Source organism: Noviherbaspirillum sp. ST9 (assembly GCF_048799745.1).
Lineage (GTDB): Bacteria > Pseudomonadota > Gammaproteobacteria > Burkholderiales > Burkholderiaceae_D > Noviherbaspirillum.
The window spans coordinates 412580-432625 of the sequence record NZ_JBLWFR010000004.1 but is presented as its reverse complement, the minus strand read 5'-3'; the positions used below and the strand labels follow the sequence as shown (position 1 = coordinate 432625).

Below are 20046 nucleotides of genomic sequence, written 5' to 3'. Positions count from 1 at the left end.
TGCTCACTCCCCTGCCGGATGCATCCTCAACAGTTCGGACAGGTCAGGCTGACGATCTCGGCGATCACGAACACGGCGGCCGACCAGATGACGGTGGAGCCGAAAGGCAGGCAAAAGACGACGCCGCGAAACTTGAACAGAACGTCGCCGGGCAGCCGGCCGACACGCAGGCGGTCGAACCAGGGCAGCAGCGGGTAGAAGATGAACAGGCCGATGAAGATCACGGCAACCCAGCGGATCACGGCGCGCCTCCGAGTGCAAGGTTCAGAGCAGTTTGCCGACGCCGATGGCGATCATCGACAACAGCAGTGTCGAAGCAAAAGGCAGAAAAATCTGCCGTCCGAAGAGCTTGAATCGCACGTCGCCCGGCATGCGCCCAATGCCGAGCTTTTCCAGCCAGGGCATTGCCGCCGAGAATACGATCAGCGCGAGGAAAATGGTAAGGACCCAACGAATCATGCTGCCTCGCGGAATTCATGAAAAATGTGACAAGTACAAGGCCATCATAGGCGATGGCTGCGGTCGTTGCGCGCGAACCGGCCCGGAAGCTCGGCGTTCTTGCCGACGACCAGCACCTTGAACAGTTCGCCCATCTCGGCCGGGGAAATCAGTTTCTGCATGGCGCTCGCCTGCTTCAGGTAGCGCAGCTGGTCTTCCGGCGAGGTGCGCAGCAGCAGGTCGCCGATGCCCGCGTCGAGCAGGAAGGCCGCTTGTGTGGTGTATCCGAGCAGGTCAAGGCCTCCGTCGATGGCGGCGCGCGCCATGGCCGTGAAATCGACGTGGGCGGTGACGTCCTGCAAGCCCGGCAGGTAGAACGGGTCGGGGTGTGCGTGGTGGCGGTAGTGGCACATCAGCGTCCCCTGCCCGCGCTGGTCGAGGTAATACTCGTGGGCCGGGAAGCCGTAGTCGATGAGGATGGCGGCACCGCCGGCGCTAAGCATCGAAGCGAGCGAATGCATGAATCCGGTCGCGACGGGATGCACTTCGGTCAGGTAACCGTCGGGCAGGCTATCCGCTTCGGAAATCTGCGCGTACAGTTCGGGGCTGCAGGGCCGGTCGACGAAGGTGAAATGTTCGCCCGAAAGCCCGACGCCGCGCTCCATCCATCCGCCTTCCGTTTTGACAACGAGATGCACGGGCATGGCGTCGAGCACTTCGTTGCCAATAACGACACCGGAAAACGAGGCCGGCATGGCATCCAGCCAGGACACTTGCGGGAAGGCGCGCAGGGTTTCTTCCTGGCGTGCGCGCAATTCGCCGGACAAGTCAACGATCTGGTAGGTCTCCACCGGTATGCCGGCGGATGCCAGTTCGGTAAGGATGTCGAATGCCAGCTTGCCGGTACCCGCGCCAAATTCCATGATGCGCGGCGATGTCTGGTCCATCAAATCCGCGGCGACGTGGGCCAATGTGGCACCGAAAAGCGGCGTAATCTCGGGCGCGGTTGTAAAATCTCCGTCTTTACCGAGTTTTGCCGCCCCGCCACTGTAATAGCCCAGCCTGGGCGCATACAGCACCTGCTCCATATACCGGGCGAACGGAATCCAGCCAGAGTGGGCTTCAATGTCACTGGCGATGAGTTTGTGGAGGGCGCGCGACGCGCTCTGCGCGTCCAGGGAGGGTTCAGGCAGGTGAAGTTGCATGCTCGGTATTGTATTGAAATCGGCCCTGCGCTTGTGAACAAATCCGGGCCGCAGGATCTTCGCCCGTGGATGAAATGACAACATCCTCCGGAACCAGAACTCTTCTATGACCACAGGAAACGGCAAAGTTGCACTCGTCACCGGTGCCGCCAGACGCATCGGGCGCAGTATCGCGCTCGCCCTGGCGCAACGCGGGTGGGATGTGGCCGTGCATTACGGCCAATCGGCGGACGAAGCGATGGCCACGGTGCGCGACATCGAGGCGCTCGGCCGGCGGGCGGCTGCATTGCAGTGCGACCTGGCGGATGAACAGGCCGTGAACCGTTTGCTGCACGACGCGTATGCCGCGCTTGGTCCGGTTTCTTGCGTGGTGAATAACGCATCGCTCTTTGAGGGCGATACTGCTGCCGACTTTTCCGTCGCCAGCCTTGACCGGCACATGCATGCCAACCTGGCAGCGCCCGTGATCCTGGCGCGCGCGCTTCATGCTGCCACGGCCGACGGCGACCAGTCGGTCGTCATCAACCTGCTCGACCAGAAACTCTACAACCTGAATCCGGATTTCCTGTCCTATACCTTGTCCAAGGCCGCGCTGCAGACGGCGACTACCGTGCTTGCGCAGGCACTGGCGCCCAAAGTGCGCGTCGTCGGGGTTGCCCCCGGCCTGACGCTCGTTTCGGGCAACCAGACCGAGGAAGGTTTTGCCAAAGCCCACCGGATGACCCCGCTCGGCCGCGCCAGCACGCCGGAAGATGTTGCCAGCGCCGTCTGTTTTGCCGCCGAAAATCAGTCGATGACCGGCACCACTTTGCTGGTCGATGGCGGCCAGCATTTAATCCCCCTGCAACGCGACGTCATGTTCGTTGCGAAATAAAGTAGAAACCATGCTCTCTTCCCTCTCCCACCCCAGCCTGGCCGACTGCCGGCGCCTCTTCCTCCGCAACTACGAGGTGATGATCAATATCGGCGTCCACGAATTCGAAAAGAAAGGTGAACAGCGGGTGCTGGTCAATGTCGATCTCTTCATTCCGCTGTCGGAATCGACCCCGAAGGGAGACCATCTGTACGAAGTCGTGGATTACGACTTCATGCGCGACACCATCGCCAAGCGCATGGCGCAAGGCCACATCCACCTGCAGGAAACGCTCTGCGACGACGTGGCGCGCGCGATGCTGTCACACCCGAAAGTGCGTGCGGTGCGCGTGTCGACCGAGAAGCCCGACGTCTATCCGGATTGCGATTCAGTGGGCGTGGAAGTCATCCACATCAAGCAGTGAACACGGGAAGTGAAATGAACGAAGCAGTACAAAGCGAAGCCGCGACCAGCGCAAAGAAGGCGGAAAAGATCGCCTACGAAAACAACAAGCTGCACAAGCGCCTGTGCCGCCTTGTCGGGCAGGCCATCGGCGACTTCAACATGATCGAAGACGGCGACAAGGTGATGGTGTGCCTGTCGGGCGGCAAGGACAGTTATGGCCTGCTCGACATCCTGCTGACGCTGCGCGAGCGGGCACCGATCCACTTCGATATCGTCGCGGTCAACCTCGACCAGAAGCAGCCGGGCTTTCCCGAAGATGTGCTGCCGGCCTACCTGACCAAGATCGGCGTGCCCTTCCATATCGAGAACCAGGACACCTACAGCATCGTCAAGCGCGTGATCCCCGAGGGCAAGACCACCTGCTCGCTGTGCTCGCGCCTGCGCCGCGGGATTCTCTATCGCGTGGCGGATGAACTCGGCGCCACCAAGATCGCGCTCGGCCACCATCGCGACGACATCCTCGAAACCTTCTTCCTCAACATGTTCTTCGGCGCGAAGCTGAAGGGCATGCCGCCCAAGCTGCAGTCGGACGACGGCAAGCACATCGTGATCCGTCCGCTGGCCTACGTGAAGGAAGCGGACATGGAGCGTTTTGCGGAAGTGCGCGAGTTTCCGATCATTCCCTGCAACCTGTGCGGCAGCCAGGAAAACCTGCAGCGCAAGCAGATCAAGGCGATGCTGCGCGACTGGGAAAAGAAGCATCCGGGACGCGTGGAGAATATCTTCTCCGCACTGTCGACGGTCGCCCCCTCGCACCTGATGGACAGCAAGCTGTTCAACTTCGTCGACCTGAAGGTGACCGGAGAGGCGTCGCCGGACGGCGATATCGCCTTCGATGAAGAACCCTGCGCGCCGCCGTCAAACAACGTGGTGCGCTTCGGCGGCCTCGACGACGACTAACTCTTCGCCGCGAGTTCGTGGCAATCCTCGATCAGTTTCTGCAGGCGCCGTATCGCGTGCGCCTTCTGCTCGGGGGTTGCCACGTTGATGATCGTGGAGATCATCTGAGCCATGCCTTCCGATGATCCATCGAAGAAGGCCTTGTGCTCGGCGTAGGTGAAGTTTTCAAAGCTATGCCGGATGAAGTCGCGGATCATCTTCGACACCACCTCCCTGGCCGGTTTTTCCGCTTGGATCTTGCGGAGCATCTGCAGCAGTTCCTGCTGGCGACGTACGCGCTCCGTCATCCAGATGTCGTTATCCAGCGGCCGCGCGTCCGATGCCTTGCGGATGTGCGCCTCCTGCTCGTCGCTGAAATTACCGAACCAGTATTCGGCCTGTTTCATGACCTTCTTGAACCGTAGCCGTTGACGGTCATCAACATTCCCCCGTAAATACTCCCTACGATACTTCTCGTTGTTGGCTGCCAGCTTCTGTTCGAGGTGAGCGATCTGTCCGGGCTGGATGGACAGGGCGAGATCGGTGAGCTCGGGGATGGATTTTTCGAGGATGGTCGCGGCGCGCTTGCGGATGGCGTCGAAATCCTCCCGGATCTCCGCAGGCTGGGCGGACCCGCGTTGCAAACGCTGCTGCACCTGGCCAAAAAGTTGGGCGTAGTCCCGCAACTGTGTCTTGCGGTGCCAGTCGAAGAGGCGGTCGATATGCGCCCTGACCCAGGGTTTCTGCTCGTCCGCGAAATCGACGTAACCGTCCAGCCACCAGTAAACGAAGGTGTCGCCGTTGGCATAGCCAAGGCGCAAGGCATTGCATCCCGCCAGCAGAAATGCCAGCAGAACCAGGGTCACACGGGCGAAAAAAGCGCGTCGGAGTTGCATGCTAAACTTTTGCAAACTTTACACCTATCATCCATGAATATTGTCATTCTCGCTGCCGGCATGGGAAAGCGCATGCAATCCGCACTGCCGAAGGTCCTGCATCCCCTCGCGGGCAAGCCCCTGCTGTCGCATGTCATCGATACCGCGCGCACTCTTTCCCCGCAACATCTTTGCGTGATCTACGGCCATGGCGGCGACGCCGTGCCGGAAGCCTGCAAGGCGAGCGACCTTTCCTTTGCCAAGCAGGAACCGCAATTGGGCACCGGCCACGCGGTCATGCAGGCGGTTCCCCACCTGTCCGACGACGTACCAACGCTGGTGCTCTACGGGGATGTTCCGCTGACAACGAGGAATTCATTGCAGCAATTGTTGGACAGCGCCGGACAGGATAAGTTGGCGATCCTCACTATCGACCTTGCAGATCCGACCGGATACGGCCGCATCCTGCGCGAAGGTGGCAAGGTCGTCGGTATCGTCGAGCAGAAGGATGCGAGCGAGCAACAGCGCGCAATTCGCGAAATCAACACCGGCATTATGGTTGTGCCGACGGCGAAGCTGAAGAAATGGTTAGCCACGCTGTCGAACGACAACGCGCAGAAAGAGTATTACCTCACCGATATCGTCGCCCGCGCCGTCGCCGATGGCGTCTCCGTCGTGACGGCCCAACCGGCCGCGGCCTGGGAAACGCTCGGCGTCAACAGCAAGGTGCAACTCGCGGAACTGGAGCGCATCCACCAGCGCAACATCGCCAATGCACTGCTCGAACAAGGTGTCACGCTAGCCGATCCGGCGCGCCTTGACGTGCGCGGTTCACTTGCTTGCGGACGCGATGTCAGCATCGACGTCAACTGCGTGTTCGAAGGCAAGGTGGAACTGGAAGACGGTGTGCGCATTGGCGCGAACTGCGTGATCCGCAACGCCCGCATCGGCAAGGGCGCGGACATCAAGCCCTTCTGCCATATCGAGGACGCGGTCATCGGCGCCGAGTCCGCGATCGGACCGTACGCACGCTTGCGCCCAGGTACCGAACTGGGCGAAGACGTCCATATCGGCAATTTCGTGGAAGTGAAGAACAGCAAGGTTGCCGCGCACAGCAAGGCGAATCACCTTGCCTATGTCGGCGACGCCGACGTGGGTTCACGCGTGAACATCGGCGCGGGCACGATCACCTGCAATTACGACGGCGCGAACAAGTTTCGCACCATCATTGAGGATGACGCCTTCATCGGCAGCGACACCCAGCTCGTCGCGCCGGTGCGCGTTGGAAGGGGAGCAACGCTGGGCGCAGGAACGACGCTGACGAAGGATGCGCCGGAGGGCAAGCTGACGGTTTCGCGTGCAAAGCAGTTGACCATCGACAACTGGCAGCGCCCCGTCAAGATCAAGAAGTAACGCGCATCAGACGGCGATGCGCGTCTCGAATTTGCTGCGGTGGATGGAGAAAAAGCTGCGGACGTTGCGTACGTTCGCATGCGACGCAAACAGCCGGTGCGCGAGCGCATGGTATGCCGGCATGTCGGCCACCTGCACGATCAGCACGAAATCCGGACCGGGCGACACACGGTAGCACTGCAGGACTGCCGCTTCGCCGGCCACCAGCGCCTCGAATTCCTGCATTTTTTCTGCCCCCTGGTGATCCAGCGTGATTTCCACGATGGCGGTCAGGGCGGCACCGACCTTCTCCGGCGCCACGATCGCGACCTGGCGCGCAATGATGCCGGCATCAGCAAGACGCTTTACCCGACGCAGGCAGGTCGGCGCAGACGCGTGCACCAGGGCGGCAAGCTCGTTATTTGTCCTCGAAGCGTCTTCCTGAAGCGCATTCAAAATGCGCCGGTCCAGCTCGTCGAGTAGCAAATCTCCACCCTCCATATCAAAATCCTTCATAAAACTGATCTCTGTGAAATTATATTTCACACTTCGCCACCGTTGATGATTTCATTCATTTTGTCTTAAATTTCGCAAACTTTTTTCACACACGTTCTTCTACGATACAACCGTCCTCAACTCAACGCAGGGAGTCTCCATGTGTGGAATCGTCGGCGCGGTCGCGCAGCGCAATATCACCCCCATCCTTCTGGAAGGCCTGAAACGGCTGGAATATCGCGGCTATGATTCCTGCGGCGTCGCCCTGCATGTGGACGGCACGCTCCAGCGTTCGCGCAGCACTTCGCGCGTCGCGGATCTCGAAGCGCAAGTCGACAAGGCGAACCTCGCCGGATTCACCGGCATTGCCCACACCCGCTGGGCCACGCACGGCGCTCCGGCATCCCACAATGCCCATCCCCATTTCTCGCGCGAACGCATCGCCCTGGTCCACAACGGCATCATCGAAAACCACGATGAGCTGCGCGCCGAATTGACGAAGGCAGGCTATGTCTTCGAAAGCCAGACCGACACCGAGGTGATCGCCCACCTGGTCGACCACATGTATACAGGCGACCTGTTCGAAACCGTGCAGCAGGCCGTCAAGCGCCTGCACGGCGCATACGCAATTGCCGTCTTCTGCCGCGACGAGCCGCACCGCGTGGTCGGCGCGCGCCAGGGTTCGCCGCTGATCGTCGGTGTAGGCAAGGGCGAGAATTTCGTCGCTTCCGATGCGATGGCGTTGGCCGGCACGACCGACCAGATCATTTATCTGGAAGAAGGCGACGTGGTGGACCTGCAACTGCAGCGCTACTGGATTGCCGACGTCAACGGCAAGCCGGCCGAGCGTGAAGTGCGCACGGTGCACGCGCACACGGGCGCCGCCGAGCTCGGCCCGTACCGCCACTTCATGCAGAAAGAAATCTTCGAACAGCCGCGCGCCATCGGCGACACGCTGGAAGGCGTCAACAGCATCATGCCGGAGCTGTTCGGCGACAAGGCGTACAACGTCTTCAAGAAGGTCGACTCGGTACTGATCCTCGCCTGTGGCACCAGCTATTACGCCGGCCTGACCGCGAAATACTGGATCGAATCGATCGCCAAGTTGCCGGTCAACGTCGAGATCGCGAGCGAGTACCGCTACCGCGACAGCGTGCCGAATCCGAACGCGCTCGTCGTGACGATCTCGCAGAGCGGCGAAACCGCCGACACCCTGGCCGCGCTCAAGCATGCGCGCGCACTGGACATGGTCAACTCGCTGACCATCTGCAACGTCGCCACCAGCGCCATGGTGCGCGAGTGCATGCTGTCCTACATCACCCGCGCCGGCGTGGAAGTCGGGGTGGCGTCGACGAAGGCATTCACCACGCAGCTGGTCGCCCTCTTCCTGCTGACGCTGACGCTCGCCCAAGTCCGCGGCCGCCTGACCGACGAGCAGGAATCCGCGCACCTGAAGGCGCTGCGCCACCTGCCGCTATCCATCGGCGCGGTACTGGCGCTGGAGCCACAGATCATCGCCTGGGCGGAAGAATTCGCGCGCAAGGAAAACGCCCTCTTCCTCGGCCGCGGCCTGCACTATCCGATCGCACTCGAAGGCGCGCTAAAGCTGAAGGAAATCTCCTACATCCACGCCGAAGCGTATCCCGCCGGCGAACTGAAGCACGGCCCGCTGGCACTGGTGACGAACGAAATGCCGGTGGTGACGGTGGCGCCGAACGACACGCTGATCGAAAAGCTGAAGTCGAACATGCAGGAAGTGCGCGCGCGCGGTGGCCAGCTCTATGTATTCGCCGATGCCGATTCGCGCATTTCGTCGAGCGAGGGTGTGCACGTGATCCGCATGCCGGAACACTACGGCCACCTGTCCCCGATCCTGCACGTCGTACCGCTGCAATTGCTGGCCTACCATACGGCGCTGGCGCGCGGCACCGACGTCGACAAACCGCGCAACCTGGCGAAGTCGGTGACCGTCGAGTAAGTCCGGGCCGGCTCTGTATTCAGGAACGCTGCCGACAAGGGTTCCGGGTTTGCGCCCGGAACCCTTTTTTTCTGCAATACGCGCTCCCCTTGCTGGAACGCGTCGCGGCCGGGGTTGCATCGTCAGGCTGGCATTGATTGGCATCTTGCGCCAGCATGCCGGATCGACGACAGCAGGTCGTCCGCTCCCACCGGCTTGTACAGGAAAGCCGCAGCACCGAGTGCGCGCGCAGTCGCCTCTGCCGCAGGACTCGCCTTGCCCGTCACGAACACCGCCGGCGGCGCCGCGTTTTCTCGCTGCACGACCGCCCGGTACAGCTCGAGGCCCGACATGCCGCCGAGTTCGATATCGAGCAGCAGGCAGCCTGCCGGCGGCAACTCCGCGGCGAGAAGTTCTTCCCCGGATGCGAATTCACGCGTGGCGAACCCGTGCGCCCTCAAGACCCTTCCAAGGGCGCGCCTTACCTGCTCGTCGTCGTCGACCACAATGATCAGAAAGGAAGTAGACATCGCTATCCTGCCGTTTGAAACATGCATGCATGTTAGCCAGGCGTGCGCGGCCCGTCACTTGTACTTGGGTGCATGTTGACGGCACTCGCCATTGCCGCGGGAACACGGTACGATTCCGGCAAATGCGTTCACCTCGAAGGGAGATCATGCGGCTTGTGCACATCTGCAGGCGATTTGTCCTGTCGATAACGATCGCAGGCGCCGGCATGCTCTCCTGGGCTGGTGAGCCGATTCAGCAAAGGCACATCCTCTACCTCTCCGCCGAGGGTGTCGACCATCCCTACTTCAGCGCCGCATACCTTGCCTTCAAGTCCGAACTGGACCAGCTCTTCCCGCAACAAACCGCTGTGTATGTCGAAAACCTCGACCTGGCGAAATTTACCGGCCAACCCTATCGCGCGGCGCTGCAGCAATGGCTCCGCGACAAGTACGCCAATGTCCGCATCGACGCCGTCGTTACCGCCGGCACGCCAGCGCTCAGGTTCGCGGCCGAGAGCCGGCTGTGGCCGGATGTGCCGACCTACTTTTCAAATACCAACGCCATCCTCGTCGCCGCCATGCAGCTGCCGCCCAATTTTGCGGGGCAGACATTTGCTGTCGACTTCGGCGACACCGTTGCCCTTGTCCGCAAGCTCCTGCCCGGCACGCGGCGCATTGTCCTGATCGGCAATGCACCTGCCAACGACGTGTACCGCCCACAGTTCGACAAGGAGCTGGCGGACCATGCGAAGGATTACGCCGTTGAGGATTTGCGTGGCAGGCCGCTGGATGAAGTCCTCGCGGCTGTCGCGCAGTTGAAAGAGGACACGGTCATCTTCCGTATCGGCTTCAACCGCCCGGCCAGCTCGCAACTCCATGATTCCTTCACGATCACCAGGCTCGTGGCCGAGGCGGCCAGCCGTCCCGTGTTCGTCGACTATACCGTGCATATCGGCCTGGGCGCACTCGGCGGCGCTGCCGTCGATCCCGAGCCGCAAGGTCGCAATGCCGCGCGCAAGGTGGCGGAGCTGCTGAACGGCGCCGCCCCGGCAAGCCTGGGGATTACCCGCCTGCAGTTCCCGCCGACCTTCGACTGGCGGCAGATGCAACGCTGGGGCATCCCGGAAGCCAGCCTGCCGGCGGGAAGCAATGTCCGTTTCTATTCTCCGGGCCCCTGGGAACGCTACCGCTGGCAAATCCTGTTGACGGCGGCGGTGATCGCCGCACTCGCATCCCTCGTGGTCGCGCTGCTGGTGGAGCGCCGTCGGCGGGCCGTGGCCGTGGCGGAATCGCGGGACCGCCTTGCCGAGCTGGCCCACCTGAACCGCAATGCAACGGCAATGGTCTACTCCGGCGCGATCGCCCATGAACTGAACCAACCGCTCGCCGCCATCCTCGCCAATGCGCAGGCAGCGCGCATGATGCTCGCCATGCAGCCTCCCGCCCTGGGAGAAATCGGCGAAATTCTGAACGATATCGAACGCGACGATCAGCGAGCCAGCGACCTGATCCGCGGCATGCGCGGCATGCTGAAGAAAGGCGAAGTCAGGCATGAAGTCCTGGACATCGGCGGCGTCGTCGCGCAGGCCGTGCAGTTCCTCCGCTCCGAAGCGGCAGTGCGAAAGACGGAGGTGCGCATGCAGTTGCCGGCGACATCCGCGTACGTGCTTGGCGACCGGATACAGCTGCAGCAGGTGCTGATCAACCTTCTCATCAACAGCATGGACGCGATGGCCGACCAGCCCCCCGCCTCGCGGTCGATCGACGTTGCCGTCACAGCCAACGATGCTGACGCGGTCCGCATCACGGTGACCGACGCCGGCTCCGGCTTTACCTGCGACATGGAACATGTGTTTACGTCGTTTACTACGACGAAGGCGCATGGCACAGGCATGGGTCTCGCCATCACGGCAGCACTCGTGCGTGAGCACGGCGGCAGTATCGCCGCCGCCAACCTGGAGGGCCGCGGTGCGCAGGTCATGGTGACCCTGCCGCAAGCGCCCCTTACCGCCTGACTGCCTGCTCGATTGCGATCAGCAGCACATTGATGTCGACAGGCTTTGCCAGATAGGCAACACACGCCATCTCCGCCGCGGCGCGTTCGGCCGCCGGTGTGCCGGCGCCGGTCATGAAAATCGCCGGCGGCGCCTCGCCCGGCATGGCACGCAACTGGCGGTACAGGTCGATGCCCGTCATGCCGCCGAGGTCGATATCGAGGAGGAGGCAGGCGACCTGCGGGCCGGCGGCGAGATACTCTTCGGCAGACGCGAATTCAAGGGGGGTGTAGCCGTGTGCCCGCAACAGCCGGGCCAGTGCCCGGCGCAGCTGATCATCATCGTCGACAACAGCGATGCGGTAAGCGGGAACATTCATGGATTCTTGTCGTTCTTTGCCTTCATTTCAATGACGGTAGATCAATCCGGACCGGCATGTCGATTGTACTTTGGTACACCCCCATGCCGTGCAAACGGGGTTATGATGAAAGTCCGAACGTTTTCGATCTCCGTGCTTTCATGCAAGAGGCAGTCGTTCACTTCATCGATGACGATGATTCGCTCCGCACGGCGGTCTCCCGGCTGCTCGGCGCGGCGGGCTACACCGTCAGGCAGTACGCCAGCGGTGACGACTTCCTGCGGGAACAGGACCTGGCCGGCGGCTGCATCCTGCTCGACATCGGCATGCCCGGTCTGTCGGGCGTGCAATTGCAGGAACATCTCAACGCCCGCAACAGCATCCTCCCCATCATTTTCATGACCGGCCAGGGCGACATCGCTACCAGTGTACGGACCATCAAGGCCGGCGCGGAAGACTTCCTGTGCAAGCCGGTCGACCAGGCGCAGCTGTGCGCCGCCATCGAGCGCGCCTTCGAACGCTACCGCTCCTCGGCCCGGGACCACTCCGCGCATCAGGCGCTGGCCGCGCGGGTCGCCCGGCTCTCCCCGCGCGAACGCCAGGTGTTCGACCTCGTCATCACCGGCTTGCTCAACAAGCAGATCGCCGACCGCCTCGGCATGACCGAGCGGACGGTGAAGGCCCATCGCGCCGCGATCGTGGAGAAGATGCAGATGCGCTCCGTGGCCGAGCTCGTTGCCGCGGCAAGCGAGCTGCGCCTGCTCGGCTAGCGCCCCATTCATCTCCAAGGAAAAGCGCCCGGGATGCGGAGAATCCATCCCGGGCGAAAAAAAGCTGGCTGAACGTCAGTGACTCAACGCAGGTTCAGAACGCCTCCCAGGCGTCGGCGTCCGGCATGCCTGCCGGGAGTGCCGCTTTCCGGGGAACGACCAACTTGCGAACGTTCGCTGCAGCTTTGGGGGAGGAGACGGATGCCGCCGGTTTCGGTCTGCTTTCTGCCACGACCGGCTTGTTTTCTACCGTAGTCAAGGAAGCGGTGTGCGATCCAGCGATCCGGAACACGCTGACCGCCTTGGAGAGCGTCGATGCCTGGTCGAGCATGCTCTGGGCGGCTGCAGCGGATTCCTCGACCAGCGCGGCGTTCTGCTGGGTCGCCTCGTCGATCTGGGCAATGGCCTGGTTGATCTGGTCGATGCCTTCGCTCTGCTCGCGACTGGCAGCGGAAATCTCGTTGATGATGTCGGCCACCTGCTTCACGGACTGTACGATCTGCTCCATCGTTTCGCCGGTCTGATCCATTAGCGACGAACCCTGGCCCACTTTTTCCACCGCATTGCCGATCAACTGCTTGATTTCCTTGGCCGCCGATGCCGAGCGCTGCGCTAGGCTGCGCACTTCCGTGGCCACCACCGCGAAACCGCGTCCCTGTTCTCCCGCGCGTGCCGCTTCAACAGCGGCGTTCAGCGCCAGGATGTTCGTCTGGAAGGCAATGCCGTCGATAACACTGATGATGTCGACGATGCGGTTCGAGCTTTCGCGGATATCGGCCATGGTACGAACCATTTCCTGAACCACCTCGCCGCCCATGGTCGCGTGTTCGGTCGCGGAACCGGCAAGCTGGTTGGCCTGGCGCGAATTGTCGGCATTCTGCTTGACAGTCGAGGTCAGCTCTTCCATCGATGATGCAGTTTCTTCCAGACTGGCAGCCTGGTCTTCGGTGCGGGCTGACAGGTCATTGTTGCCGACGGCAATCTCGCGGGAGGCGGTATTGATGGAATCCGTGCCTTCGCGCACGCCGGCGACGATGGCCGTCAGGCGCGTTTGCATTTCCGTCAGCGCATTGAGCAGGCGTGCAGTCTCGTCGTTGGCTTCGATATGCACAGAGTGGGTGAGATCGCCGGCGGCAACGGCCTCAGCAATCTCGACCGCATGGTTGATCGGGCGGGTGATGCTGCGGATCAGCCAGACGGCAAGGGCGACGCCGATCAGAAGGCCTGCACCGAGGGTGGCGATCGACAATCCCATGAAGAACTTGTAGCGGGCAACGCTCGTTTCATGTTCAGCCCTGGCAACGTCGAGCTGCAGCTGGATCAGGTCGTTGACCGGCTTGCGAAGAGTGGCGTAGAGCGGCGACATGGTGTTGCGGACGAGCTCCTGCAATCGCGCTGTGTCGTTTGCGCCGAACGCGGCCAGTGCCGGCGTGACGACGCCGCTGTTGAAGTTTTGCATGGCGGTTTCCGCCTGGTTAGCAATCTGCTTTTCGGCCTCCGTCAGTTCAGTGGCCATGTACTCGCGCCACTTCTTGTCGCCCTCGTCCACGGCCTTCTTTACCATGTCGGCGGCATTTGCATATTCAGCCTCGCCTTTGACGAGCGCGGTGGTGATGGTGAGCTGGTTGCGGTTGATGGTGCGGATGACCACGTCGAGCTGACCGACCGGCACCAGGCGATCCGCGTACACGGAGTCGAGGGCCGCGTTGGCGTTGCTGAGCGCGTAGATGCCACCGGCGCCTATCATCGTCATGAGCGTGCAAAGCAGTGCGACGAGAAGGATGAGCCGGCTCTTGATCGTGATGTTCCTGAACATGTTTTTCTCCTGTTTCCCCAAAAGACTTCAGTCGGTGTAGCCAATGTAGTTGCCGCTGCCGCGGGCGTCACTTGTACCTTGGTACAGTGCGTCTCACGCCGCGCGGCGGTTGAATCGTCCGATGCCGATGCCGGACAGGATTTTTTCGATGTCGAGCAGGATCACCATGTCCCCATCGACGGTGCCGATGCCCAGCAATGCATCCGCTGCGATGCCGCCCCCGACTTCAGGCGCCGGCCGGATCTGCTCCGTCGTGAGCGCAACAACATCCTTGACGCTGTCGACCACGATGCCGACCGTGCCCGTGCATCCCTGCAGGTTCAGGATGATGACCACCGTCAGCGCGTCATAGGACGGATCGGGGACACCCAGCCGCACGCGCAGGTCGACAATGGGCACGATGATGCCGCGCAGGTTGACCATGCCTTTCACGTAATTCGGGCTGTTTGCCATCAGCGTGCAGGGTTCATAGCCACGAATTTCCTGCACCGAGAGCAGGTCGAGGCCGTACTCCTCGGCGCCGATGCGAAAGCTCAGGAATTCGCGTGCGGCGGGCGATTCATTTTGCGATGCGTGTTCGATGACGCTCATGTTGATACTCCCTGTAGGTTCATTGATGGACTGCTTTTGCACTGGACACGGCGGCGAGCACCTGTTCGGAGAAATAGGCAAGGAGCGCGGTCGAGCCGGTGCGCAACGATGCCGTCCGCAGCCCGGTGATGAAGACCACCGGCGGCATCCCCTCCCCGGTCAGCCGCTTCCATCCAGGAGGCGCACCGCGCCGCTGCGCATCCTGCAGGGGAATGACGATGCAGGACGCAGCGATGTCCTGCGCCGCGCGCAGATACTCGTCGGTGCTGCAGAAGCCCGCCGGAACATATCCGCGCGAAACAAGGATGTGTTCGACCGGACGGCGAAGCTCGATATCAGGTGAGATGACGGCGATGGTTGGTTCGATGGCTGGCATAGCGCTCTACCGCGATGTAATGGGCGCCAATGTAACGATGCCCGGCCCGCCTGTAACTTGTACCTTGGTGCATGTTGGCAGGCGTTAACCGTCGGGCTGGGGCCGAAAGGGTGGACGTCGTGCGCACTGCACCAAAGTACAAGTGACGCCGGCATTCGCGATGGGTAATCTGGACAACATCAGGGGGAACTGTTGCCGAGGCGCGTGCTTGGGCAACAGGCGAACACTCCATCCAGGGAGAATGCCATGCGCAATGAATGCCGGAGTTTGATCGCCGCGGTCGTCGGCGTGCTGTCCATCCTCGCACCCGTAATCGGCATGCAGCATGTGGCCCGGGAACACAGCACCCAGGAACAGATGAAGCGCGCTGAATCGATCGCAGGCGATGTCCTGCGGCGTAGCGACGAGACCGGCGCGCAGATTGGCGCAGCAATCGCCGAACTGAAGCAGGCCGTCCGGCTCGATCCGTGTTCGGATGACATGATCCACCGCATGGTGCGCATCGACGTCTCCTCGTCGCTGCTGCAGGCCGTCGGCTATGCGTCCGGGGGCCGCATCGTCTGCTCTTCGATCGGCCGGAATGCGGACGGCATGTTGATCGGAAAACCGAAACTTGTGGCTTCAAGGAACATGGAATTGCGCACTGATGTGGAACTGGCGTCATCACCGGGCATCAAGCTCCTTGTCGCCACGCACAAGCCGACCGGCTTTACCGCGCTCGTTCACCGCGACCTGCCGATCGATGTATTTGCCAACGAGCCCTCCATCTCTGTCGGCGTGATCAGCATGTCGGCAGGTGCTTTTCTTCTTGGACGCGGGCCTTTCAGCAAGGACTGGATCAAGCGGCTGGGCAAGCACGACAAGGCCAGCTTCGTCACGGACACCCACCTGGTCTCGATGCGCCGCTCCGCGGAATATGACCTCGCCGCCTATGCCGCGATCCCGCTTTCGGAAATCAATGCCGACTTCGCACGCACCTCTGCCATCCTGCTGCCGTTGGGCGCCATTGCCGGCGGCTTCCTTGCACTCGCCGTGTTTTACGTCGCCCGGCAGCAAATGGCCATGCCGGCCCTCATCAAGGATGGGCTCAAGCGCAACGAGTTCTACCTGGAGTACCAGCCCGTCGTTAATCTGCAGACGGGGCTGTGGGCAGGCGCGGAGGCTCTCATCCGTTGGCGGCGGCCGAATGGTGAAATGATTCGTCCGGATCACTTCATCCCCGTGGCCGAGGAAACCGGACTGATTGAACGCATGACCCGTCGCGTGATCGGGCTCGCACGCAACGATGCCGGCGGCTTTTTCAAACGCCACCGCGACTTTCACATTGCGCTGAATCTTTCGGCCGCCGACATGCATTCGGCGCACACGGTAAAACTGATCCGCGAGCTGGCAAGCGACACCGGTGCAGGCCCCGGCAACCTGGTCGTGGAAGCGACGGAACGCGGGTTCATGCAGGCCGAAACGGCGCGACTGATCGTCGACGAGTTGCGCTCCGACGGCATCCGTGTGGCCATCGATGATTTCGGGACGGGCTACTCGAACCTCTCCTACCTGCAGAACTTCAAGCTGGATTACCTGAAGATCGACAAGGCTTTCATCGACACCATCTGCACCGATGCACCGACGAGCCATGTCGTGCTGCACATCATTGAACTGGCCAAGGACCTGAACATCAAGATGATTGCGGAAGGCGTCGAAACAGAGCAGCAGGCCCGCTTCCTGCGCGAGCACGGCGTGCAGTATGCGCAGGGGTGGTTGTTCGGCAAGCCGATGCCTTTCGACGACCTGGCCAGTGAGGTCAGACGGCAGGCTTTGATCAATGAATCCGCACACCCGGAAAGGGTGATAAGCCTGCATCACGGCAAGAGACATCCCCGCGCAGTATGAATGAACATCGAAGCGCGCGGCGCGACTAATAACGTACCAACGCGAGACCGTGCGCTCTGAATAACTTCGCACGTTTTCCCGTTCATTTCCTCACTTCAAGGTTGCTTTTTCCTGAAGCAATAGCCGGCTAGCCTTGAGGGGTTGCGTTCTTTGGGCAGCGTCGTGCAAGTACATGGGCGTAACCACCGTGACAGCAGGGCTTTCTGACGTTCACATGGGAGATAACAGAAATGTCGATCTTTCAACGGATGCTTGTCGCAACGGACTTCTCCGACCGTGCGGGCCTTGCCGAGGCGCGCGCTGCGCAACTAAGCCGGGAACATCAATCCAGCAGTGCCGAACTTCTGACCGTCAGGGAGCGCGGTGAGCCGGCCGTTCTTGCGCAAGTCATGAACAGCACGGAAGCGTCGGCGACAGCGATGATCACTTCGCAAGCAAAACGGGAGCTTGAACTCAGGGCAGGTTTGCTCAAGGATAATTTCGGCATCGACTTTTCGTGCCACGTCCGCTTTGGTCAAACAGCGCCGGAAATCCTCGCGCACGCGGATGAGATGGATGCCGACCTGCTTGTCATTGGGGCCCATGGCGGCAACTTTTTCTCGGACCTTCTTCTCGGCAATACGGCCGACAAATTAACGCATCTCTGCAGGCGTCCATTGCTCGTTGTGAAGACGCTGCCCCAGCGCGACTATCAGAACGTCCTTGTTCCGGTTGATTTTTCGGATGATTCGCGGCGGGCGGCGGAACTGGCGCTGGCGATTGCGCCGCAGGCGCACGTCACATTCCTTCACGCATTTGATGTGCTGTTTGAGGGACGCATGCAGTATGCGAATGTCGCGCGACACATCATCAACGACTACCGGCTCAAGGCGCAGGAAGACGCGAGGGAACAGATGAACCAGTTCATCGCCGGGCTCGATGCGAGTGACCGGATCATCAACAGGACAATCACGTTCGGGTTTCCCGGCCCGGTCGTGCGCGACCATGCGAAATCAGCCCAACCTGATCTGATCGTATTGGGCAAGCATGGCAAATCGCGCTTTGCTGAGTTGATCCTGGGAAGTGTGACGCGCGACACGATCGACCAGACCGACTGCGATGTGCTGGTTGTGCCGGTGCCGCGGAAGGACTGATGCCCGAACCGGCGCCCGGGCAGTGACGTTCAGATCACCCCTTGTGCCAGCATGGCATCGGCCACCTTCACGAATCCGGCGATGTTTGCGCCATCCACGTAGCTCATCCTGCCGTCGGGACGCTTGCCGTATTCCAGGCAGGAAGCATGGATCCCCTTCATGATTTGCAGCAGTCGGTTGTCGACTTCGTCGCGCGGCCATGACATGCGCATGGCGTTCTGGCTCATCTCCAGTCCGGAGGTGGCAACGCCGCCTGCGTTGCTGGCCTTGCCCGGTGCATACAGCACGCCCGCCGCTTCGAATGCCTTCGCGGCTTCGATCGTCGACGGCATGTTGGCGCCCTCGGCGACACACAGTACGCCGTTCTTGATCAGGGTCGCGGCATCGGCGCCGTCCAGCTCATTCTGCGTCGCGCACGGCAGGGCCACATCAACGGGGACATGCCAGGGGCGCTTGCCGGCTTCAAAGCGCGCACCAGTACGCGCGGCGTAGTCGCTGACGCGTCCGTAGTGATGATTTTTCACATCCATCAGGATGGCGAGTTTTTCAGGCGTGAAGCCGTCTTCGTCGATGATGGTGCCGCTGGAGTCGGACACGGTGACAACCTTGGCGCCGAGCGCCATGGCTTTTTCCACCGCATACTGCGCGACATTGCCCGAGCCCGACACGCTCACGCGCAGGCCGTCAAACGAGCGTCCGCGCGTCCTGAGCATTTCATCCGCGAAGTAGACCGTACCGTAGCCGGTGGCTTCGGGACGAATCAGGGAACCGCCGAAGGCCAGGCCTTTTCCCGTGAATACGCAGTCTGCGCGATTGGAAAGTTTCTTCATCATGCCGGCCATGAAGCCGACTTCGCGGCCGCCAACACCGATATCGCCGGCAGGAACGTCCGTATCCGCGCCAACATGGCGGAACAGCTCGCTGACAAACGCCTGGCAGAAACGCATGACTTCGCCCGGACTCTTGCCCTTCGGATCGAAGTCGGCGCCACCCTTGCCGCCGCCCATCGGCAGTGTGGTGAGTGCATTCTTGAAGGTCTGTTCGAAGGCGAGGAATTTCAGCACCGACAGGTTGACCGACGGATGGAAGCGGATGCCGCCTTTGTACGGCCCGATCGCCATGCTGTGCTGGATGCGGTAGCCACGATTGACCTGGACCTGGCCGTGGTCGTCCACCGATGAGATACGGAACATGACGATGCGCTCGGGCTCGACCAGACGGTCAAGCAAGCCGTGCTCGGCGTACTTGCGGTGGTGATCGATAAAGGGCCACAGGCTTTCCATGACTTCCGTGACGGCCTGCACAAATTCCGGTTGCCCCGGATTGCGATCGGCAACATGTTGCAGGAATTGATGGACCGAGGCGTACTTCATGGGCTCTCCCGACATGGTGAATAGTTCGGAGCATTATCCCAGCGTTCGATCGACGACGTCGGCGGCCTCGTTTCCATTTGCCCTTCCCGCCCGCAGGTCGCGGTAGATTGCTGCCCGGATCAGGAGCATCGATACGACCGGCGCGGTCATGAGGATGAACAGCGTGATGATGACTTCGTGCATCACGAGGCGCGACTGCAGGGCCGTGAAGTAGAGCATGGACGCAAGCAGCAGCCCGCCCGCGCCAAGCGTCATGGTGATGGCAGGGCCGTGAATGCGCTGGTAAAAGCTCGGAAGGCGCATCAGGCCGAGCGCGCCAATCAGGGTAATGCTTCCGCCGACAACCAGCAGCAGGGCGACTGCCACCGCAGCCCAGCCCGGGATCTGTTCCATTCCGTTCATTCGATGATTTCCCCGCGCATCAGGAACTTGGCCAGCGCAATGGTCGAGACAAAGCCAATCAGGGCAATCAGCATCGCCGCTTCGAAATAGACCTGACTGCCGAAGCGAATGCCCAACACCACGGCCAGCAGCATGCCGCACATCCAGAGCGTGTCCAATGCCAGCACGCGGTCGTGCGCAGCCGGGCCGATGAGCAGGCGTACCGCGCAAAACAGCATTGCCAGCATGACGCAGACACCTGCGTATCCGATGGCCATTTGCAGCAGGATTTCCATGCA

At 61.5% G+C, this 20046-nt stretch carries 22 protein-coding genes; 9 read left to right on the top strand and 13 right to left on the bottom strand.

What is annotated here, in order from left to right; genetic code table 11:
* Positions 1 to 26: 26 nt before the first annotated feature.
* The 3 genes from ACNOHI_RS11140 to ACNOHI_RS11130 are packed head-to-tail and all read right to left on the bottom strand — an operon-like array spanning position 27 to position 1643.
* Positions 27 to 242, bottom strand: a complete 216-nt coding sequence (locus tag ACNOHI_RS11140) for a DUF2905 domain-containing protein (RefSeq protein WP_420474748.1) — start codon at positions 240 to 242, stop codon at positions 27 to 29.
* A 22-nt stretch (positions 243 to 264) separates the two neighbouring features.
* Positions 265 to 459, bottom strand: a complete 195-nt coding sequence (locus ACNOHI_RS11135) for a DUF2905 domain-containing protein (RefSeq protein ID WP_420474747.1) — start codon at positions 457 to 459, stop codon at positions 265 to 267.
* 44 nt (positions 460 to 503) lie between these two features.
* Positions 504 to 1643 (bottom strand): class I SAM-dependent methyltransferase, encoded by a 1140-nt coding sequence (locus ACNOHI_RS11130; protein WP_420474746.1) that lies wholly within the window; start codon positions 1641 to 1643, stop codon positions 504 to 506.
* 106 nt (positions 1644 to 1749) lie between these two features.
* Between ACNOHI_RS11130 and ACNOHI_RS11125 the strand changes: the two genes are divergently transcribed.
* Genes ACNOHI_RS11125 through ttcA form a run of 3 tightly spaced genes read left to right on the top strand, consistent with a single transcriptional unit; the run spans position 1750 to position 3861 of the window.
* Positions 1750 to 2517 (top strand): SDR family oxidoreductase, encoded by a 768-nt coding sequence (locus tag ACNOHI_RS11125; RefSeq protein WP_420474745.1) that lies wholly within the window; start codon positions 1750 to 1752, stop codon positions 2515 to 2517.
* 10 nt (positions 2518 to 2527) lie between these two features.
* A complete protein-coding gene (locus ACNOHI_RS11120) occupies positions 2528 to 2920 on the top strand; it encodes a dihydroneopterin aldolase (protein WP_420474744.1) in 393 nt (130 codons plus the stop codon).
* Between the two features lie 14 nt (positions 2921 to 2934).
* Positions 2935 to 3861, top strand: coding sequence for a tRNA 2-thiocytidine(32) synthetase TtcA (gene ttcA / locus ACNOHI_RS11115; protein WP_420474743.1), 927 nt, complete (start codon positions 2935 to 2937; stop codon positions 3859 to 3861).
* Here the strand turns inward: ttcA and ACNOHI_RS11110 are convergent.
* On the bottom strand, positions 3858 to 4736 hold the full coding sequence (locus ACNOHI_RS11110) for a DUF6279 family lipoprotein (RefSeq protein WP_420474742.1): 879 nt from the start codon (positions 4734 to 4736) through the stop codon (positions 3858 to 3860). The genes ttcA and ACNOHI_RS11110 overlap by 4 nt on opposite strands.
* Positions 4737 to 4769: 33 nt before the next feature.
* Between ACNOHI_RS11110 and glmU the strand changes: the two genes are divergently transcribed.
* Positions 4770 to 6128 carry a bifunctional UDP-N-acetylglucosamine diphosphorylase/glucosamine-1-phosphate N-acetyltransferase GlmU gene (glmU, locus tag ACNOHI_RS11105; protein WP_420474741.1) on the top strand — a complete coding sequence of 453 codons (1359 nt, stop codon included), beginning with the start codon at positions 4770 to 4772 and terminating at the stop codon, positions 6126 to 6128.
* Positions 6129 to 6134: 6 nt separating this feature from the next.
* Here the strand turns inward: glmU and ACNOHI_RS11100 are convergent, their stop codons facing one another.
* The gene (locus ACNOHI_RS11100) at positions 6135 to 6623 is read right to left on the bottom strand and encodes an Lrp/AsnC family transcriptional regulator (RefSeq protein ID WP_420474740.1); all 489 of its coding nucleotides are present in this window, start codon (positions 6621 to 6623) and stop codon (positions 6135 to 6137) included.
* 139 nt (positions 6624 to 6762) lie between these two features.
* On the opposite strand from ACNOHI_RS11100, the gene glmS reads away from it, so the two are divergent.
* Entirely contained in the window at positions 6763 to 8580 is a 1818-nt protein-coding gene (gene glmS / locus ACNOHI_RS11095; RefSeq protein WP_420474739.1) for a glutamine--fructose-6-phosphate transaminase (isomerizing), read from the top strand.
* Positions 8581 to 8702: 122 nt separating this feature from the next.
* Here the strand turns inward: glmS and ACNOHI_RS11090 are convergent, their stop codons facing one another.
* On the bottom strand, positions 8703 to 9089 hold the full coding sequence (locus ACNOHI_RS11090; protein WP_420474738.1) for a response regulator transcription factor: 387 nt from the start codon (positions 9087 to 9089) through the stop codon (positions 8703 to 8705).
* Positions 9090 to 9235: 146 nt separating this feature from the next.
* On the opposite strand from ACNOHI_RS11090, the gene ACNOHI_RS11085 reads away from it, so the two are divergent.
* Positions 9236 to 11083, top strand: coding sequence for a sensor histidine kinase (locus ACNOHI_RS11085; protein WP_420474737.1), 1848 nt, complete (start codon positions 9236 to 9238; stop codon positions 11081 to 11083).
* On the opposite strand, the gene ACNOHI_RS11080 is transcribed toward ACNOHI_RS11085, so the two are convergent.
* Complete coding sequence (locus ACNOHI_RS11080) at positions 11073 to 11441, bottom strand: response regulator (RefSeq protein WP_420474736.1); 369 nt, start codon at positions 11439 to 11441, stop codon at positions 11073 to 11075. The two genes, ACNOHI_RS11085 and ACNOHI_RS11080, sit on opposite strands and share 11 nt — an antisense overlap.
* Before the next feature lie 140 nt (positions 11442 to 11581).
* Between ACNOHI_RS11080 and ACNOHI_RS11075 the strand changes: the two genes are divergently transcribed.
* Positions 11582 to 12190: a response regulator transcription factor gene (locus tag ACNOHI_RS11075; protein ID WP_420474735.1), complete on the top strand. Its 609-nt coding sequence runs from the start codon at positions 11582 to 11584 to the stop codon at positions 12188 to 12190.
* Between the two features lie 94 nt (positions 12191 to 12284).
* Here ACNOHI_RS11075 and ACNOHI_RS11070 read toward each other — a convergent pair whose 3' ends face one another.
* The 3 genes from ACNOHI_RS11070 to ACNOHI_RS11060 form a co-directional block, all read right to left on the bottom strand.
* Positions 12285 to 14006 (bottom strand): methyl-accepting chemotaxis protein, encoded by a 1722-nt coding sequence (locus ACNOHI_RS11070; protein ID WP_420474734.1) that lies wholly within the window; start codon positions 14004 to 14006, stop codon positions 12285 to 12287.
* Between the two features lie 93 nt (positions 14007 to 14099).
* On the bottom strand, positions 14100 to 14597 hold the full coding sequence (locus ACNOHI_RS11065) for a chemotaxis protein CheW (RefSeq protein ID WP_420474733.1): 498 nt from the start codon (positions 14595 to 14597) through the stop codon (positions 14100 to 14102).
* A 19-nt stretch (positions 14598 to 14616) separates the two neighbouring features.
* On the bottom strand, positions 14617 to 14973 hold the full coding sequence (locus tag ACNOHI_RS11060; protein WP_420474732.1) for a hypothetical protein: 357 nt from the start codon (positions 14971 to 14973) through the stop codon (positions 14617 to 14619).
* Between the two features lie 246 nt (positions 14974 to 15219).
* Between ACNOHI_RS11060 and ACNOHI_RS11055 the strand changes: the two genes are divergently transcribed.
* Positions 15220 to 16860: an EAL domain-containing protein gene (locus tag ACNOHI_RS11055; RefSeq protein WP_420474731.1), complete on the top strand. Its 1641-nt coding sequence runs from the start codon at positions 15220 to 15222 to the stop codon at positions 16858 to 16860.
* 230 nt (positions 16861 to 17090) lie between these two features.
* Positions 17091 to 17993: a universal stress protein gene (locus tag ACNOHI_RS11050; RefSeq protein ID WP_420474730.1), complete on the top strand. Its 903-nt coding sequence runs from the start codon at positions 17091 to 17093 to the stop codon at positions 17991 to 17993.
* A gap of 29 nt (positions 17994 to 18022) precedes the next feature.
* Here ACNOHI_RS11050 and gdhA read toward each other — a convergent pair whose 3' ends face one another.
* From gdhA to ACNOHI_RS11035, 3 genes are read right to left on the bottom strand one after another with little or no spacing between them, the layout of a single operon-like run.
* Entirely contained in the window at positions 18023 to 19366 is a 1344-nt protein-coding gene (gene gdhA, locus ACNOHI_RS11045) for an NADP-specific glutamate dehydrogenase (protein ID WP_420474729.1), read from the bottom strand.
* A gap of 33 nt (positions 19367 to 19399) precedes the next feature.
* The gene (gene mnhG, locus ACNOHI_RS11040) at positions 19400 to 19768 is read right to left on the bottom strand and encodes a monovalent cation/H(+) antiporter subunit G (RefSeq protein ID WP_420474728.1); all 369 of its coding nucleotides are present in this window, start codon (positions 19766 to 19768) and stop codon (positions 19400 to 19402) included.
* Positions 19765 to 20043 carry a K+/H+ antiporter subunit F gene (locus ACNOHI_RS11035; RefSeq protein ID WP_420474727.1) on the bottom strand — a complete coding sequence of 93 codons (279 nt, stop codon included), beginning with the start codon at positions 20041 to 20043 and terminating at the stop codon, positions 19765 to 19767. The genes mnhG and ACNOHI_RS11035 overlap by 4 nt, the downstream gene beginning before the upstream one ends.
* Positions 20044 to 20046 lie beyond the last annotated feature (3 nt).